Source organism: Streptomyces melanosporofaciens (genome assembly GCF_900105695.1).
Lineage (GTDB): Bacteria > Actinomycetota > Actinomycetes > Streptomycetales > Streptomycetaceae > Streptomyces > Streptomyces antimycoticus.
The window spans coordinates 480,134-494,623 of the sequence record NZ_FNST01000001.1 but is presented as its reverse complement, the minus strand read 5'-3'; the positions used below and the strand labels follow the sequence as shown (position 1 = coordinate 494,623).

At 71.6% G+C, this 14,490-nt stretch carries 16 protein-coding genes; 12 read left to right on the top strand and 4 right to left on the bottom strand.

Features of this window, described 5'->3' with window-relative positions; translation table 11 throughout:
• Positions 1-15 precede the first annotated feature (15 nt).
• A complete protein-coding gene (locus BLV72_RS02495) occupies positions 16-738 on the top strand; it encodes a hypothetical protein (RefSeq protein WP_093459942.1) in 723 nt (240 codons plus the stop codon).
• A gap of 206 nt (positions 739-944) precedes the next feature.
• Here BLV72_RS02495 and BLV72_RS02490 read toward each other — a convergent pair whose 3' ends face one another.
• Entirely contained in the window at positions 945-2,228 is a 1,284-nt protein-coding gene (locus BLV72_RS02490; protein WP_425288342.1) for an NsdA family TPR-like regulatory protein, read from the bottom strand.
• A gap of 148 nt (positions 2,229-2,376) precedes the next feature.
• Here BLV72_RS02490 and BLV72_RS47145 point away from each other — a divergent pair, with 148 nt between their 5' ends.
• From BLV72_RS47145 to BLV72_RS02470, 6 genes are all read left to right on the top strand, one after another.
• Complete coding sequence (locus BLV72_RS47145; RefSeq protein WP_143059725.1) at positions 2,377-2,508, top strand: lasso RiPP family leader peptide-containing protein; 132 nt, start codon at positions 2,377-2,379, stop codon at positions 2,506-2,508.
• Between the two features lie 167 nt (positions 2,509-2,675).
• Positions 2,676-4,511, top strand: a complete 1,836-nt coding sequence (locus BLV72_RS02485) for an albusnodin/ikarugamycin family macrolactam cyclase (RefSeq protein WP_107417334.1) — start codon at positions 2,676-2,678, stop codon at positions 4,509-4,511.
• Positions 4,495-4,797, top strand: a complete 303-nt coding sequence (locus BLV72_RS02480; protein ID WP_093459939.1) for a PqqD family peptide modification chaperone — start codon at positions 4,495-4,497, stop codon at positions 4,795-4,797. Before BLV72_RS02485 ends, BLV72_RS02480 begins: the two co-directional genes overlap by 17 nt.
• 5 nt (positions 4,798-4,802) lie before the next feature.
• A complete protein-coding gene (locus tag BLV72_RS02475) occupies positions 4,803-5,216 on the top strand; it encodes a lasso peptide biosynthesis B2 protein (RefSeq protein ID WP_107417340.1) in 414 nt (137 codons plus the stop codon).
• Positions 5,217-5,313: 97 nt separating this feature from the next.
• Positions 5,314-5,454, top strand: a complete 141-nt coding sequence (locus BLV72_RS48615; protein ID WP_208905480.1) for a hypothetical protein — start codon at positions 5,314-5,316, stop codon at positions 5,452-5,454.
• Entirely contained in the window at positions 5,451-6,374 is a 924-nt protein-coding gene (locus BLV72_RS02470) for a protein-L-isoaspartate O-methyltransferase family protein (protein ID WP_208905478.1), read from the top strand. The genes BLV72_RS48615 and BLV72_RS02470 overlap by 4 nt, the downstream gene beginning before the upstream one ends.
• Positions 6,375-6,458: 84 nt before the next feature.
• Here BLV72_RS02470 and BLV72_RS02465 read toward each other — a convergent pair whose 3' ends face one another.
• From BLV72_RS02465 to BLV72_RS02455, 3 genes are all read right to left on the bottom strand, one after another.
• A complete protein-coding gene (locus tag BLV72_RS02465; RefSeq protein WP_093459938.1) occupies positions 6,459-6,935 on the bottom strand; it encodes a hypothetical protein in 477 nt (158 codons plus the stop codon).
• A 221-nt stretch (positions 6,936-7,156) separates the two neighbouring features.
• Positions 7,157-8,461, bottom strand: coding sequence for a helix-turn-helix domain-containing protein (locus tag BLV72_RS02460; RefSeq protein ID WP_093459936.1), 1,305 nt, complete (start codon positions 8,459-8,461; stop codon positions 7,157-7,159).
• An 88-nt stretch (positions 8,462-8,549) separates the two neighbouring features.
• Complete coding sequence (locus tag BLV72_RS02455) at positions 8,550-8,822, bottom strand: hypothetical protein (RefSeq protein ID WP_093459935.1); 273 nt, start codon at positions 8,820-8,822, stop codon at positions 8,550-8,552.
• Positions 8,823-9,704: 882 nt separating this feature from the next.
• Between BLV72_RS02455 and BLV72_RS02450 the strand changes: the two genes are divergently transcribed.
• The 5 genes from BLV72_RS02450 to BLV72_RS02430 are packed head-to-tail and all read left to right on the top strand — an operon-like array spanning position 9,705 to position 14,485.
• Entirely contained in the window at positions 9,705-10,562 is an 858-nt protein-coding gene (locus BLV72_RS02450) for a conjugal transfer protein (protein ID WP_244320579.1), read from the top strand.
• Positions 10,559-10,870 carry a hypothetical protein gene (locus BLV72_RS02445; protein WP_244320578.1) on the top strand — a complete coding sequence of 104 codons (312 nt, stop codon included), beginning with the start codon at positions 10,559-10,561 and terminating at the stop codon, positions 10,868-10,870. Before BLV72_RS02450 ends, BLV72_RS02445 begins: the two co-directional genes overlap by 4 nt.
• Positions 10,867-11,451 (top strand): hypothetical protein, encoded by a 585-nt coding sequence (locus BLV72_RS02440; protein ID WP_093459932.1) that lies wholly within the window; start codon positions 10,867-10,869, stop codon positions 11,449-11,451. The genes BLV72_RS02445 and BLV72_RS02440 overlap by 4 nt, the downstream gene beginning before the upstream one ends.
• A complete protein-coding gene (locus BLV72_RS02435; protein ID WP_093459931.1) occupies positions 11,451-14,105 on the top strand; it encodes an ATP-binding protein in 2,655 nt (884 codons plus the stop codon). The genes BLV72_RS02440 and BLV72_RS02435 overlap by 1 nt, the downstream gene beginning before the upstream one ends.
• On the top strand, positions 14,102-14,485 hold the full coding sequence (locus BLV72_RS02430) for a hypothetical protein (protein ID WP_093459929.1): 384 nt from the start codon (positions 14,102-14,104) through the stop codon (positions 14,483-14,485). The genes BLV72_RS02435 and BLV72_RS02430 overlap by 4 nt, the downstream gene beginning before the upstream one ends.
• Positions 14,486-14,490 lie beyond the last annotated feature (5 nt).

Below are 14,490 nucleotides of genomic sequence, written 5' to 3'. Positions count from 1 at the left end.
ACCGATTGGGCTGCCATGCCGTCGAACGCCGCTGAGGAACGCCGGCTGGTCGACGCCGTGCAGATCGGTGACGAGTTCGGCCTGAGCCCCGGTCGCGTCAACGCCCTCCATGCAGACCGCGAGAACACAGGCTTCCCGGCGGCACGCCCCAGGAAGGGCCGCGGGGGCAAGCAGGAGTGGGAATACGGCGGAGTGGCCGAGTACTTCGCCAATCGGGAAGCCTCCAACAGGCTGGCGAATCTGACCGAGGACGCCAGCGGCGACCCCGACGAACTTCTCAACGCCTCCCAGGTCGCCAAGGAGCTCGGCTACAAGAACCCCAACCAGATCACCACATACATGCGGGACCACCCCGGCTACTTCGCTGAGCCGGACGTGGTCGAGCACCTCGGCTCGGAGGAGCGTCCGTGGACCAAGATGCTCTGGTACCGCCGGACCATCACCGCCTGGAGGAAAGAGCGTCGGGGGAAGGGACGCCGCGAGGGGAACACCCGGACGGCACCCGCCTTGCCGGAGGTCGCCGCCGATGGTGACCCCGACGAGCTGCTGGTGGCGCCCCAGGCCGCAGCGCTCCTCGGGTTCAAGAGCGTGAATACCTTCTCCAGCTCCCTCTCCCAGGGGAACCTCCCCCTACTGAAGGAGGACGATGGCAAGGTACTCGGCAGCCGAGGCCGGAAATCGCGCGCGTGGACACGGCGCCGTGTCCTGGAGCAGAAGGCAGCACGCAGTTCGAGGTGAACACTGAAGCCGAAGCGGTGAACGGTTCAGCTACCGTAAGCTGCGGCACCCGGTCAGGGTTGTTGATGCCCAGGCAGGCCGGGTGACCGCCCGATGGCCGGCATGGAGGGACCACCAATCCCTCCCCGCAGCGGCACATGCCGTTGCGGACCGGCCATCGCGCTATGGACATGCGAAAGCGAACGTGAGTGGAGAACCCTCGGTCTCTACGCGCGGGTGGCGATGCGCTCCCTGAGCTCCTCGGCGGCCGGGACGTCGGGGATGCCGGGCAGGCGGGCGGAGATGTTGGTCAGGCCGTCGGTGATGCGGACGGAGTGCACTCCCTCCGCGCAGTCGAGGAATTCGTTCCACGTGGTCAGGGCCTGGGCGGTGTTGCCGCGTTTGAGCTGGACGTGGCCGAGGTCGGCGAGGACGATCGCGCGGGTGCGTTTGCGGTCCAGGCCGTGGATGTCGAGGGCGAGGTGGAGGTGTTCCTCGGCCGCAGCGAGGTCGCCCAGCTTGGCGTGGATCATGCCGGAGTCATGGGCCCACCGGCCGTGGCTGTAGTGGCTGGCCCAGGACTGTCCGGGCCTGGCCGGGGCGTGCTCGATCGCGGTCTGTGCGGCGGTGAGCATCGTGGTGGCGGTGGTGTCGTCGTCGTCGGCGGCGGCCGCGCGGGCGAAGGTGTTGCGGTAATACGCCAGCGCCTTGGGGTTGTCGAGCCTCCGGCCGCGTTGTTCGCATGCCTCGGCGAGCCGTACGGCGGTGGGGATGTGGCCGAGTTCGATGGCCTGCTCGGCCAGACCGCGCAGGGCGGTCGCGGCGAGCTCGTTCTCTCCTGCCTCGGCGGCGAGACGGTAGCTGAACAGCTGGTACTTCTGGCTCAGCCCCTGGTTCCCCTCGTCGCGGGCCATCCATCCGATCAGGTGCACCAGCTCGCTGGTGGCGGCGAACAGCTCACGTCCGACTTTCTGGGTCCAGGAGCCGTTCAGCCAGCGGTCGACGTCGACCGTCAGGTAGCGCACCGCCAGGTGCCGGGCGTGGCCGCCGCCGAGCTCGGATGCGGCGTCTCCGAGGGTGGTGGTCATGGTGCGGATCGCGGTGACCTCGCCCATCCCGGCCCTGACGGGGCCGGGCCGGTTCGCGCGGCGGGTGACCGCCTCGGCGTCGGGAAGGTCGAGGGCAGCCAAGCCGACCGCGGCGGACGCTGAGAAGAACTGACGGCGGTCCACGTCGGTGCCTCCCATGAGCATGACCGAGGTCACGGTATCGGCGAACTGGGCCTCATTGTCCCCGCAGGCCCCGGAGAGATCGAGAGCGAGGACCTGTTCGAGATACGGCAGCCACTCCCTGGGGACCCTCTTCCCGGCCTCCCATCTGTAGACCGACTGCCGGCCCAAGTACCCCTTTTTCCCCCAGCGTGCCTCCGACAGCTCATCAGCGAGTTTGTCCTGGCTGCAGTAGGGGCGCCGTGCCTTGCGCGCCGCGCGGATACGGCTCCCGATGGTCATGTCCGGCCCTCATCCGTCGTGATGTGGTTCACAACTGGCCTACAAGTGGCAGACATTCTGGCAGCTACCCACACCCTCCGTCTGCGCGTTGAGTGATAGTCACAGCCCGGCTGACAGAAGCCGGGCAGCAAGCGAAGGGACATCCGCCATGAACCACAAGACGCCTCCGCCGTCGGTGTACCAGGCCCCTCTCGTGCAGGACGCGGGCAACGTCACCGCGGTGACTCTCGGTCCGAACACCTTCGACAGCTCCGACGAGTCCGAGTACAAGGACTCCTGAGCCACCGCCTGGGGCCGGGCGGTCCGTGAAACACCGCGCCCACGCCCGGCCCCGGGCGCCCAGGAGGCGCCGGTCCCCTTTCCCCTCGCGTGCTGAGTCACGCGTGCGGGCGGGGTCGGCGCCTTCGCCTTGTCGCACACGGTCAGGTATGAGGGGAGAGGGCATCGATGAGGTGGAGTGCGGGATGGTACGGCAGCATCAGGCATGACCGGCAGCCCGCTTCGGGCCGGGCAGTGCCCGGCCTGCAGACGGCATGGACCTGCGGCTGGCCCGCCGCGCGGGTCCGCACCGCCGACGCGGGCCCCACAGCGCTGGCGGTGATCGGCGAATGCGGTGCGGATGACCACCATCTGCAGGACGCGCTGGCGACCGTACGGGCGCAGAAATGGCGAGCGTTGACCCGCTGGCCGGGCTCGTACCTGACGATCGCCCGCAGCGGAGCGACCCTGGCGGTGATCGGCGATCTCGCCGGGCAGCACCCGGTCTACTACCACGCCGAGGCGTCCGGGACCTGGTGGTCGACGGCGGCCTCCGCCCTGGCGGCGCTGGACGGGGCGCCGGTCGACGCCACCGCGCTCGCCGCCCACCTGGCCCTTGCCCAGCCCGACGTCCTGGCCGCCCGGAGCCTGTTCCGCGGTGTGCGGCGGGTGCCGGGCGGGCACCTGCTGCTCATCGGCCCGGATGCCGTCGGCACCGACCGGTACGAACCGGTCGCCTACCCGTCCGTGGACCTGCGGCAGGCCGCACCCGTGGTGCGGACCGCCCTGGCCGAAGCGGTCGCCACCCGCATCGATGACCGGCCGGTCAGCTCGGATCTGGCAGGACTGGACTCCACCACGCTGGCCTGCCTGGCCGCCCAGCGAGGCCCGGTGACCGCCGTAACGTTCGCCGACCAGCGCCTGCGCGACGACGACCTCACGTTCGCCACCCGCACCGCCGCCGCGGTGCCGAACCTGGACCACCACCCGGTGCCCGGCGCCCCCGAGACCATGTACTACGCGGGGCTCGACGACCTCGGCCACCTGCCGGTCACCGACGCCCCCAACCAGTTCGCGATCACCGCCTCCATCAAACGCACCGTCCTGAACACCGTCGCCGCGCACACCCCTTCCCCAGGGGTGCACTTCACCGGAGCCGCCGGGGACGCGGTGCTCTCCGCCCCCTCCTCCTACCTCGCGGACCTGCTGCGCACCGGTCAGCGTCGCCGGGCCCGGCAGCACGCGCACCTCCGCGCCCGGCTGCGGAACACCTCCACGCGCACCGTGCTGTCCCGGGCACAGCCGGCGGCCCGCACCGACCTGGCCGGGGCCTGGCGCCAGACGGCGGCCGACCTGCGGGCGCCGGTCCGCGACTGGATCCCCCAGGCCCAACGGCCGGTCGCCTGGACTCCGCTGCTGGCCTCAGCGGACTGGATGACCCCCGACCTGCGCCGCCACCTCGCCATTGCCCTGGACCAGGCGGCAGACGGGCTCACCGAGGCACCGGCCCTGCTGACGGACTGGACCGATCGCCAGGACCTGACCCGGCTCGGCGTGAACACCAGCGGATGGCGGGTGCTCTCGGCCGAGTACGGCATCGACCTGGCCGCCCCGTACCTGGACAACGAGGTCATCCGAGCCTGCCTCGCGGTCCCCGCCGACCAGCGCGGAACACCAACCCGATACAAACCACTGCTGGAAGCGGCATTCGCCCCGACCGGCCTGGTGCCCGACTTCGTCCTCACCCGCACCACCAAGGGCGGCTTCAACGCCCTCAACTACCAGGGCCTGACCGACCACGCCCCCGTCCTGCGGGAGTTGCTGGGACCCTCCTCACGACTGGCCGCCCTGGGCCTGGCCACCGAACAACCCGTCAGCGCCGTGCTCACGCGGGCCGCCACCGGCCAGCCCACCGCCCTCGGCGCCCTCCACCTGATCGTCGCCGCCGAGGTCTGGCTGCGCCAACTGGCCGCCGCGCCCACCCGCTGGTGGCAGGAGGTGACCTCCCATGTGGCAGCTGCTTAACGGCGTCCACGCGGCCCTCACCGACGAGGGCGGGGCGATCCTGGACGAACGCAGCGGCCGCTGGTCGCACTTGACCGCGACCGCGGCCTGCGCGGTGAGGCTCCTGCGCTCCTGCTCCAGCGAGGAGCAGGCCACCGCCCGCTACGCCCAGCGGTACGGCATACCCCTCGCCCAGGCAGCCACCGACGTGCGCGCGGTCGCCGAGACCCTGATCGCCAAGGGCCTGGCCACGTACGGGGGGCGGCCCTCGCGGCGGCGCTGGTGGATGTGGAGGTGGGGGCGGTGACCAGCATGGAGGCGTACTCCACCGTCCGCACCGGCACCCGTCGCGAGCGCGCGGCCGCGGCCGCCGGGCTGGCGCTCGCCCTGGTGCTGCTGCGGCTGCCCTTCCGGCACACCGTCCGCGCCGCCCGCCTCGCGCGCCGCGCCGGCCAACGCCCCCTCGACACAGCGCGGGCGGAGGCGCTGGTCGCTGCCGTACGGCACACCGCCCGGCTGTGGCCCGGCCGCGCCGCCTGCATGGAGACCTCGCTCGGCGCCGTCCTCGCCGCGGCCCTGCTCGGCCGACGCCTCACCTGGTGCCTGGGAGCCCGCTTCGCCCCGCCGCCGGTCGAATACCACGCATGGGCCGAGCTGCCGGACCACGGCCCCGTCGGCGAGTACACCGCCGACGGATGGCACCGCCACACTGCGATGAAGGTCTGACCCAATCTCCCGGTCGCTCCGGGCGGGCGCGTGTCCTTCACCCGCCCGGAGCAGTTACCGCATACGAGTGCCCCCACCCCTCTCCAAGGAGTGAGCAGTGACCGCCGTCGCAGACGCCGCCGAGCTCGTCCCCGAGCGCCACTACACCCACCACGAAGGCCGCGGCGCCACCCCACACCGCTCCAACCCGGCCGTGATCCACCGCGAGCTGACCACCTCGACGTCCACCCGGGCATGAACGTCCTCGAGGTCGGCACCGGTTCCGGCTACTCCGGCGCCCTCCTCGCCCAGCTCGTCGGACCCGCCGGGCGGGTGACCAGCCTCGACGTCAACTCCTACCTCGTGCAGTGGGCCAACCTCATCCACCACGAACGCGGCGTCCGCACCGTGCGCTGCCACATCGCCGACGCCACCGCCGGTGGCTTCCCCGAACGCGCCCCGTACGACCGGATGGTGGCCTGGTGCACCCCGCCGCTGCTGCCCTCGTCATGGGTGGACCAGGTGACCGACGGCGGGCTGATCGTCGTCCCGCTGCCGATCGCGGCCGTTCCCCATATGACCGTGGTCGCCGCAATCCGCGTCACCGGCGGCGAACCGGTCGTGGAGGCCGTGGCCACCGGCGGGTACATCGAGACCACCACCTCACCGAAAACCGACCTCGATCTGCCCGGCCGCTGGGTCGACTGGGAAAACCGCGTCCCCGCCCCCTCCTGGATCTCCATCACCTGGCGCGGCCAAGACGACCACCTTCACACCGGCGCCCGCACCGCACTCAACCAGCTCCTCAAGGACGCACACACCGAGCCCTACGGCGGGCCCGACATCGACTGGCACTCCTGGCGAACCTTCGCCGCCTCCCTCACCAATCCTCAGCTGACCCAGGCCGGACTCCGCCCCAAACTGCGGGCTCTGGGCCACACCACCGCCACCACGGCCGCCGTCATCCAACAGGACGGCACCATCCGCGCCGACCACCCCGACTCACCCTCCCTGGCCGCCCTGCGCGGCTGGCTCACCGCCTGGGAAAACGCCGGGCGACCCGCACCCGAGACCTACACCCCCGCGCTGACCCGGCACGATGAATCCGGACTGACCGGCTGGAGCCTCAGCCTCACCTACACCGAGACGTGCGATGCCAACGGCCGATCGCGTGGCTGATCCCAGGCGTGCCCTGGAGGACGACGGGAGGGCTGCCGCCTGATCGGCGGCAGCCCTCGCATCGTTCCTCAGGGCGCTCGTGGGCTACGAGCAGTGCTTCTTCTCGTAGGAGCCCCAGGCTTCCGCGCGGTCCCAGCTGTTGTTGTAGTCGAAGCCGGCCTCGAGGTTGATGCAGGCGCCGCGGGCCTTCGCGTAGACCGGCCCGGCGAACTTCTTGTAATTCTCGTTCCCGTAGCCGTCCTGGTCCCAGTTGCCCGAGCCGCTCTTCACGACCCGGACCTTGATGTGGTTGGGCTTGTAGATCCCGTTCTTCGGCCGGCCCACGGCGCAGTTCTTGCCGGCGGAGGGGGACCAGTAGACATCGATGTACCCGACGGTACGGCCCTCGGTGTCGCTGCCCCAGACGTTCTGGATCGGCCAGGACTTCTTGAAGTGGTAGGAGGAGCCGCAGCGGTTGACCCTGTCAGTAGCGCTCGCGCTCGGCGCGGTCGCGATGGCGACCGTGCTGCCGATCATGGCGACGGCCGAAGCGGCCACGACGGCCTTACGGATCTTACGCATGGTTTTCTTACCTTCCATGAGGTCAGTTCGTGTTTGTGCGGTCTGTGTCTGTCTGGGGTGGAGTCGGTGGCCATCGCGGCGGTGCGCGGCCGCGCGGCTGGATGAGTGCCGTGGGCGGCCGCTGGTGGGCGGTCCGCATGCGGAGGCGGGCCTCGCTTGTCCTGCCGGCGCAGCCGGACCGCGGGGCGGCCGAGCTGGTGTGATGGGCAGGCGGGGGTGTGTCAGGGGGCATGGGGGGCGTCCTTGGGGTCGGAGTGGCGGTGGTGCCACTGGCGCATGTGCGTCTGGCGCATGTGCGTCTCGACCTCGTGGTCCAGGAGTTCGCCCCAGTGGCCGGCGGCGGCCAGCTGCTCGCGGACCCGCTGCTCTTCGCGGGCGGCCGCCGTCTCGTGCTCTTCGTGTGCGCAGGCCAGCTCGGCGTCGCGGGTGAGGCGGTCTTCGACGGCGGTCCGGGCCTGCTCGGCCTGCTGCTGTTCGGCACGGCGCGCCTGGCAGGCGGTGCAGGGCCGGTCGGTGCCGAGGATCAGCCCGTCCTCGCAGGAGGGGTCGGGGCATTCGTGGGCGGTGAGGAGGTCGGCCACGTAGCCGACGGGGCGCCGGATGGGGTCCGGGCCGGTGTAGTCGTCAGCTGCTCGTTCGGGTCCGCGGGCTTGGTTCCAGCGGCGGTTGATGCGGGCGATCAGCTGTTCGGGTGTGCGGGGCGGGATCTGGTAGGTGCCGGATTCGGGTCCGGGGACGCCGGTGAGCGCGGTGCAGATGGCGCGCACCAGGGTCGGGGCGAGGCGTCCGCCGGGGCGGGTGGGCTGGACTTCCTGCGGCAGGGCGGCCGCGACCTGGTCCCAGCCCGGGGGCCGTTTGCGCGGCCCGGTGGTGATGGCCTTCGGGGCCTTCCGGGTGGTGCCTGCCGTCCTCGATGCGGCGCCTACTGCGGTGGAGGCAGCGCTCCTACCACCCGCACTGGTCCTGCGGACGTCCGGGAGATGGTTCCGCTTGGTGGGTTCTTGATGACCGGTTATGGAGGGGGCGCGTGTGACACCCAGGGAGGGTGTTGCCGACGCCCCCTGGGAGGGGTTGCTGACAACCCCTGCCCCCGCGGCGGAAGAGCCCTGGTCAGGGCAGGGGTTGTCTACGACCCCTGCCTTCGGCGTGGGCCGGGGGATGAACTCGCCGTCGCGGATGGCCGCGTACCGGTCGTCGTGGTCCTGGTAATGGCTGATCTCGGCGAAGGGTTCGCCGACGCCGCCCCACTGGTCCCACGGCCCGTGGACGAAGTACCGGTTGCTCGTCTTGCTGCCGTTGCCGCGGTAGCGCTGCCGGGCGGAGAGATAGCCGTCCCGCCGCAGCTCCCGCAGCAGGGTCCGGGCGCGCTCTTCGCTCACCAGCGCTTCCCCGGCGATCAGGGCCCGGCTGGGGAAGGCGGAGTAGTTCTGGTCGCACCGGGTGGCGATCGCCAGGAGGACGAGCTTGTGCGCCGGTGTGGGCAGGTGCAGCCGCATGACGTAGGCGGCGGCGTCGACTCCGCTCACCTCTGGCCGCCGCGTTCGGTACGGGCCGCGTGGGCGGAGGCGGTGAGCGGAGGTGTACGCCGTGCCGTGGCGGCCGCAGCGCGGCGGGTCACGTGTACCGCTCGTGGATGCGGGTGGATTCGATGTGGTCGCGGGCTGCGGGGGTGTCGGCCTCGGTCGGCTGCGTGCGGATGCGGCCGTCGGTCAGCAGGTCTTCAGCACGGCCCTCACCGCCGGTTTGGAGCTCCCAGCCGCAGGCGAGGTCGGCGACCACGCCGCGGGCGAGCAGCAGGTACTCCTCCGGGAGGGTCTCGCGTGCCGCGAGCCAGCTACCGATCTTGCGGGTGTGCTGGATGACGGACAGGAGCTCGTGAATCAGCACAGAGCTCGACGGGGTGTGGTGCGCGGTGCATTCGGTAGTGGCCGGGGCGGGTGCTGCGGACGTGCGGTGGTGGTGGGCACGTGAGCGACGGGGCCAGAGCGGCATCGGGCTCTCCTTGTGGACGGGTCTGCTTGGCGATGAGCAGACCCGGGCGCTCTGACCGGATCGGTGGCCAAATCCGGTAGCCAGGAGTCACGTTCGCGTCACGTTGGCTGTGGTCGACGGTGTGGTCACGGCCGAGGCGATTGCGCAGCCGCGTGGTTGCGTAGCCGGGCTGCGCAACGGCGACCGGCGAACCGGGTTGCGCAGCCGGGAAGGAATGACGAAGCCGGAAACGGAGGCGGGCTGCGCAGCCCGTCATCCCCCGGGCGCTGCGGGGCCCCGGCAGCAGGGAGTGGTCACGTTGCCGCTCGGCCATCGGCCAGGGGCGGTCAGGGCCTGCTGCTGCTCTGCACGGCCGACTCACTCGCGGCCGCGGCCGCCAGCCGCTTGACGCGAGGGGGCTGCCCGGCGGCCGGCCGCGCCCGGGGCCCCGGCGGGAGCGACACAGGCAGGCGGGCCGATGGCGACGTGGTCAGGGTTGACCGGTTGGTCGACCACGGCGCGGCCAGGCCGATGTGACCCGGTTGTGACGGTGGTCAACGGTGGCTGGCCAGTGGACCGGTCAGGGGTGGCGGGTTGTCTCCAGGCATACGACCGATCCGCTTGTGACCTGGAGTTCTCATGCCTGTGTTCCCACGCCGTGAGGCGTCTTCTGGACCACCGGTGCCGTCGTCTGAGGCGGCTGTCCCGGTGCGGCTGTTGCGGGCCCGTCGGTGGGTCCGGATGGGCCGGGTTGCGATGTGGGGGGCGCTGGCTGCCGGCCCGGTCGCGCTGGTGATCATGACGGCTTCGTCCGAGACCGCACCGGTGATCCAGAAGACGCCGGTACCCCACCAGGCGCGGGATGCCGACCCGTCGGGGACTGCCGAGTTGTTCGTCGCGCTGTGGCTGCGCAGCGACAGCCGGAGTGAGCAGAGCGGTGATGAGCGCCGGCTGCGCGCGATGGCTCCGGGGGTGGATCTGCCCGAGCCGCGTGAGGGTGCGCAGCTGAGTGTCGATCGGGTGGTCGCGGTGCGCAGTGCGCAGCTGTCCGATGGGGCCTGGTCGGTGACGGTGGCTGTGCAATCGGGTGAGCAGGTGCGCTACTTCGCGGTGCCGCTGGTGGCGTCAGGCGACTCCGGATCGGGAGCGGGAGCGTTCGTCGTTGCGGCAGCCCCGGCCCGGATGGCCGGACCACAGGCGATGCGGGCACCGGGGTCTGTGTATCGGGTGCCGGTGCCGGAGGGGAGCGAGCTGGCGGAGACGGTGTCGGAGTTCTTGACGGCTTATCTGACCGGAGTGGGTGAGAAGGACCGGTATCTGGCGCCGGGAGTGCGGCTGGCGCCGCTGGATGCGCCCCGGTACGAGCGGGTGGAGGTCGAGCAGGTCTCGGCCGATGACGCCGCGGTGAAGGGACCGGTGCCGAAGAACGGCACGGTGGCCCGGGTCCAGGTCCGGGTGCGGGCGGTCGACGCGGCAGCCGCCTGGCCGTTGGTCTACAGCCTGCGGATGTCGGCACGGGACGGTCGCTGGGAGATCGCGTCGGTGGGCACCGGCCCCAAGCCGGTGGGGCACGCCCGCGCCCGCGGAGCCGGCGTCGGTCTGTTGGCTGCATCGGGCGCGGGTCGGCCGTTGCGCGCGGCGGGTGGTGTGCGGTGAGCGGCGCCGTGCTGCTTGCCGGGCAGCTCGACGATGCGGGCACCGGGTGGCTGGACATGTTGGGCCGCTGGGCCGACAAGGGGCTTCCGGTGGCGCTGACGTGGATCGTGATCCTTGAGCTGGTGCGGCGGGGGAGTCTGAAGGCCGGGATCGGGGCCCTGCTGGCGATGGCGATCGCGCTGGGGATCTATGCCTCGAAGTTCAGCTTGGCGTCGATCTTCGAAGACGAGGTCAAAAACCCGGCGAAGTCCGCTCCCGCCGTTACCCGGGTCGTGGACCAGGTACCTCCGGTGGGGGGCTCGCGATGAGCGTTTCGGAACGGAGGGTCAGCCGGACGTACACCGCGGCGCGTCGGCATCCGTGGGTGCTGGGCCGGGTCGGTGACTGGAAGATCCCGTTGGGCCCGTACACGCCCCCGCAGCTGATGGTGGCCTTCGTCGGCGCTCTGCTGCTGATCAAGACGTTCAGCTGGTGGTCGTGGCTGGGGCCGGTGCCGGTGGCCGGGTGGGCCGTGGCGGTCTGGATGGCCCGGCGGTCCCGGATCGGGGGCCGGTCTCCGTGGGCTGCTCCGGGCGGCGTGATCAGTGTGCTGCTCCAGCCGCCTGCCGGGCGCATCGGAGGCCGCCCGGCGCGGGATCGCCGGGCCCAGGTGCTGCTGGGGGCGTTCACCATCGAGCCCGCCGCTGCCGGTGTCACGCCGTCGATACCGCGCGGTCCGGTGCTGCGGCGGCCTGCCAGCTCGCCGCCGTCGGCGGAACGGAAGAACCGGCCCACGCGCCCAGCTGGGCGCCGTGCACGGCGGCGAGGTCAAGAGCAGGCAACGCCGGTGCCGCGGACCGCACTGCAGCAGCTGCTGCTGAAAGAACCGGACGACGGGAGGGGTCAGTGATGCGTGTGCCGATCCGGCACCTGGCCGGGCACATTCTGTGGTCCACGCACGGCGGGGTGTGGGGGGTCTGGCGCGTCACCGCGATCGGCGGCCGCTACGTCCCGGATCAGGTCAGGGAGGAAGTACTGGGCCGGGTGACCTCGCTGGTGCGGTCGTTGGCGGGCACGCCGCGGCTGTTCGGGCTGTGCGCGCAAGTCGATCCGGCCGAGGTCGCCGAGCGGATGGTCGCCGGTGTCGATCTGGAGCGGTGCCCGGGGTGGGCGCAGACGGTCGAGGCCGGTCTGGATCTGCTGGAAGAGCAGGAGATGCACACCCGGACCCTGTGGCTGGTGGTGCCCCTGTCTGCGTCCGTGGGCAGTCGGGCCGCGGTGTCGGCGATGGTCGGCTCCGTCTGGGCGGATACGCAGGCCGCCTTCGGCCTGCCGCCGACCCCGGTACGCCGGGCGGAGGTTGATGCCTACCGGGAGCAGGCGGACTGGGTGGCGGCCACGCTGGGCAGTGGGCTGCCCCTGCGTCCGGCCAGTCCCGCGGAGATCGTGTGGATGGTGCAGCACGCCGTGCACCGTGGGATGGATGAGCCGCTGCTGTCCGACGCCGAGACCGACGGCCAGTACGGCGGCCGGATGCGCGACGGGGTGCTGCACTCCCCTTCCTACGCTGACCTGGGCCAGGCCCGGCTGGCCGAAGGCGGCCGGGCCTTGGGCACCAGCGCTCACCAGGACACCGAAGAGGAAGAAGTGTCGGGTCGGCAGGGACGTCGAGCCGCTGCGGACCGGAAGCCGTGGTGGCGTGCCGCGGTCCCTTCCCCTCTGCGGCGCAACTGGCTGCAGGTGGAGGCCGAGGCGGGCACCGGGTATCAGGCGCACCTGGTGCTGGCGGAAGTGCCGCCCGCGGTGTCGGAAGACGTCGCGGACCTGTTCGCACAGCTGGAGAGCCTGCCGTTTCCAGTGGATTTCCTGGTCGAGTTGGAGATCCTCAGCGCGGACCGGGCCAAGGAGCAGCTGCGGAAGAAGAAGAACGAGCTGGTCGACCAGGCCGACCAGTGGGACGCGAAGCCGAGCGGCATGCCCGGTTCGCTGCCGAGCGCGGCTAAGGATCTGGGCGAGGAAGACGCGCGGCTGTCGCGATCCAGCGTGGAGGTCGAGGTCCAGCCAGTCACGGTGCTGACGGTCTGGGACCGGGAGGCCGAGACCTGTGATGCGCGGGCCCGCACGCTGACGGGGCTGCTGCGGGGCGCGGACTACCGGGCAGTGCGGGCAGTGGGACTGCAGGAGCGGCTGCTGACCTTCGGTCTGCCGGGTACGTCCTGGCCGCCGACGATCCGACGGGAGTTCCGGCAGGTCCAGCTCGCCGAGGACTGGGCCATGAGCGGGGCGGTCACCGACACCGCAGTGGGCGACCAGCGCGGCGCGCTGATCGGGATCGATCTGGACTGCGGCACCGTGCGGCCCGTCCTGGTCGACGTCGCCGACGCGCCGCAGCAACAGGCGTCCGCGTCGGTGGGGGTCATCGGGGACCTGGGCAGCGGAAAGTCCGTCCTGGAGAAGCTGCTGACCATCTCGGTGGTCGACCGCGGCGACCGGGCGATCGTGATTGACCGCACGCCGGTACGCGAGTGGGCCGCGTTCGCCGAGACGGCCGCTCCGGACACCTGTCAGGTGATCGACGCGGCCGCGGCAAGGATGTCGATCGACCCGCTACGGATCTTCGAGGGCCCCACCGGCGCCCACTACGCGATGAGCTACCTGGCCCTGCAGCTGGGGATCGGGCCGATGACCACCACGGGAGCCGTGCTGCACCGGGCCGTCGAAGAGGCAGCCGCTGCCCCTGCCCCGTCCATGGCCGCGGTCCTGACCGCGCTGGCGGCCATGGCCGACTCCGACACGGCGGGCCCGGCACGCCGCGATGCGGCTCAGACGCTCACCGATCTGCTGCAGATCGTCGTGGCCAGCCCATTGGCCGACATGGTCTTCGACCCCGAGCTGCCTCCGCTGCGTCTGGACGATCCCGGACACGACCTGGTGGTGATCACCACGGCGGGGCTGACTCTGCCGCCGATGGAAGCGTTTGCCCAGCCCGAAGTGCTGCGGCAGCAGCCGCTGGAGGCGCTGATCGGCCGGGCCGTGATGTATCTGATCGCGGCGATCGCCCGGCAGGCCGCGTTCACCGACCCCACAAGGTTCTGCCAGATTGTCATGGACGAGTGCTACTGGCTCACCAGCAGCGCCGAAGGCCGCGCCCTGGCACACGAGATCACCTACGACGGCCGCAAGCACAACGCGGCCGGGATCTTCGGCGCCCCCGACGAGTCGCATCTGCACGACGTCAGCGGACTGCTGGCGTACAAGGCCCTGGGCCGCACCACCGATCCGGCCCGGGCTCGCCGCGGGCTGGAGTTCCTCGGCCTCAGCCCTCAGGACGAGGACCTGGTGCGGCTGGTGACGACCGGCCTGTCCCCGGTCGGGAAGCCAGGCCGGGAGGGAGAGATGCTGCTGCGGTTTCCCTCCATGCAGGTAGGCCGGATCAAGGTCATCGTGCCCGCCGTGGCCCGCATGGACCAGATCTTCACCACCCCCGGTGACCTGCCCGGCCGGCGCGTCGACCTACGCAAGCCGGAACCAGCCACCGCCCCGAACCCGGGGAGGCAGGCGTGAAACCGCTCAAGCGCGCACGCGCGACGCACCGGGGCCGAGTGGCGGTCTCCGTCGCCGTCATGGTGCTGCTGACCGTCGCCGGAGGCGCTCTGGCCTGGGCACTGCTGGCCGGGACCGAGGCCCTGCTGGATGGCGCACTCCCCCACACCGGCAAAGCGTTCAGTCCCACCGCCACCGCACCCCAGGGCGAGAGCGGTCCCGTGCCCGAGGCGACGGACAGCTGCCACCCCTCTCCTCAGACCTCTAACCCGGAAGGCTGCCACGAGCCGCTGCCCGGCGAGAGCACCGGCGCCGACCCCGCTGGGCCGTGGTGGGTGATGCTGCTGCTGCCCGCCGGGCTGGGGCTGCTGGTCTACGCCGCCTCCGGGCGCCGGCGGTGATGGCC

What these genes read in the sequence shown, in the direction of transcription:
- BLV72_RS02440 (WP_093459932.1), top strand. Translation starts at nt 10,867, where the DNA reads ATGAGCGTTTCGGAACGGAGGGTCAGCCGGACGTACACCGCGGCGCGT.
- BLV72_RS02485 (WP_107417334.1), top strand. Translation starts at nt 2,676, where the DNA reads ATGAGGTGGAGTGCGGGATGGTACGGCAGCATCAGGCATGACCGGCAG.
- BLV72_RS02450 (WP_244320579.1), top strand. Translation starts at nt 9,705, where the DNA reads ATGACGGCTTCGTCCGAGACCGCACCGGTGATCCAGAAGACGCCGGTA.
- BLV72_RS02490 (WP_425288342.1), bottom strand. Translation starts at nt 2,228, where the DNA reads ATGACCATCGGGAGCCGTATCCGCGCGGCGCGCAAGGCACGGCGCCCC.
- BLV72_RS02495 (WP_093459942.1), top strand. Translation starts at nt 16, where the DNA reads ATGCCGTCGAACGCCGCTGAGGAACGCCGGCTGGTCGACGCCGTGCAG.
- BLV72_RS02435 (WP_093459931.1), top strand. Translation starts at nt 11,451, where the DNA reads ATGCGTGTGCCGATCCGGCACCTGGCCGGGCACATTCTGTGGTCCACG.
- BLV72_RS47145 (WP_143059725.1), top strand. Translation starts at nt 2,377, where the DNA reads ATGAACCACAAGACGCCTCCGCCGTCGGTGTACCAGGCCCCTCTCGTG.
- BLV72_RS02480 (WP_093459939.1), top strand. Translation starts at nt 4,495, where the DNA reads ATGTGGCAGCTGCTTAACGGCGTCCACGCGGCCCTCACCGACGAGGGC.
- BLV72_RS02470 (WP_208905478.1), top strand. Translation starts at nt 5,451, where the DNA reads ATGAACGTCCTCGAGGTCGGCACCGGTTCCGGCTACTCCGGCGCCCTC.
- BLV72_RS02475 (WP_107417340.1), top strand. Translation starts at nt 4,803, where the DNA reads ATGGAGGCGTACTCCACCGTCCGCACCGGCACCCGTCGCGAGCGCGCG.
- BLV72_RS02465 (WP_093459938.1), bottom strand. Translation starts at nt 6,935, where the DNA reads ATGCGTAAGATCCGTAAGGCCGTCGTGGCCGCTTCGGCCGTCGCCATG.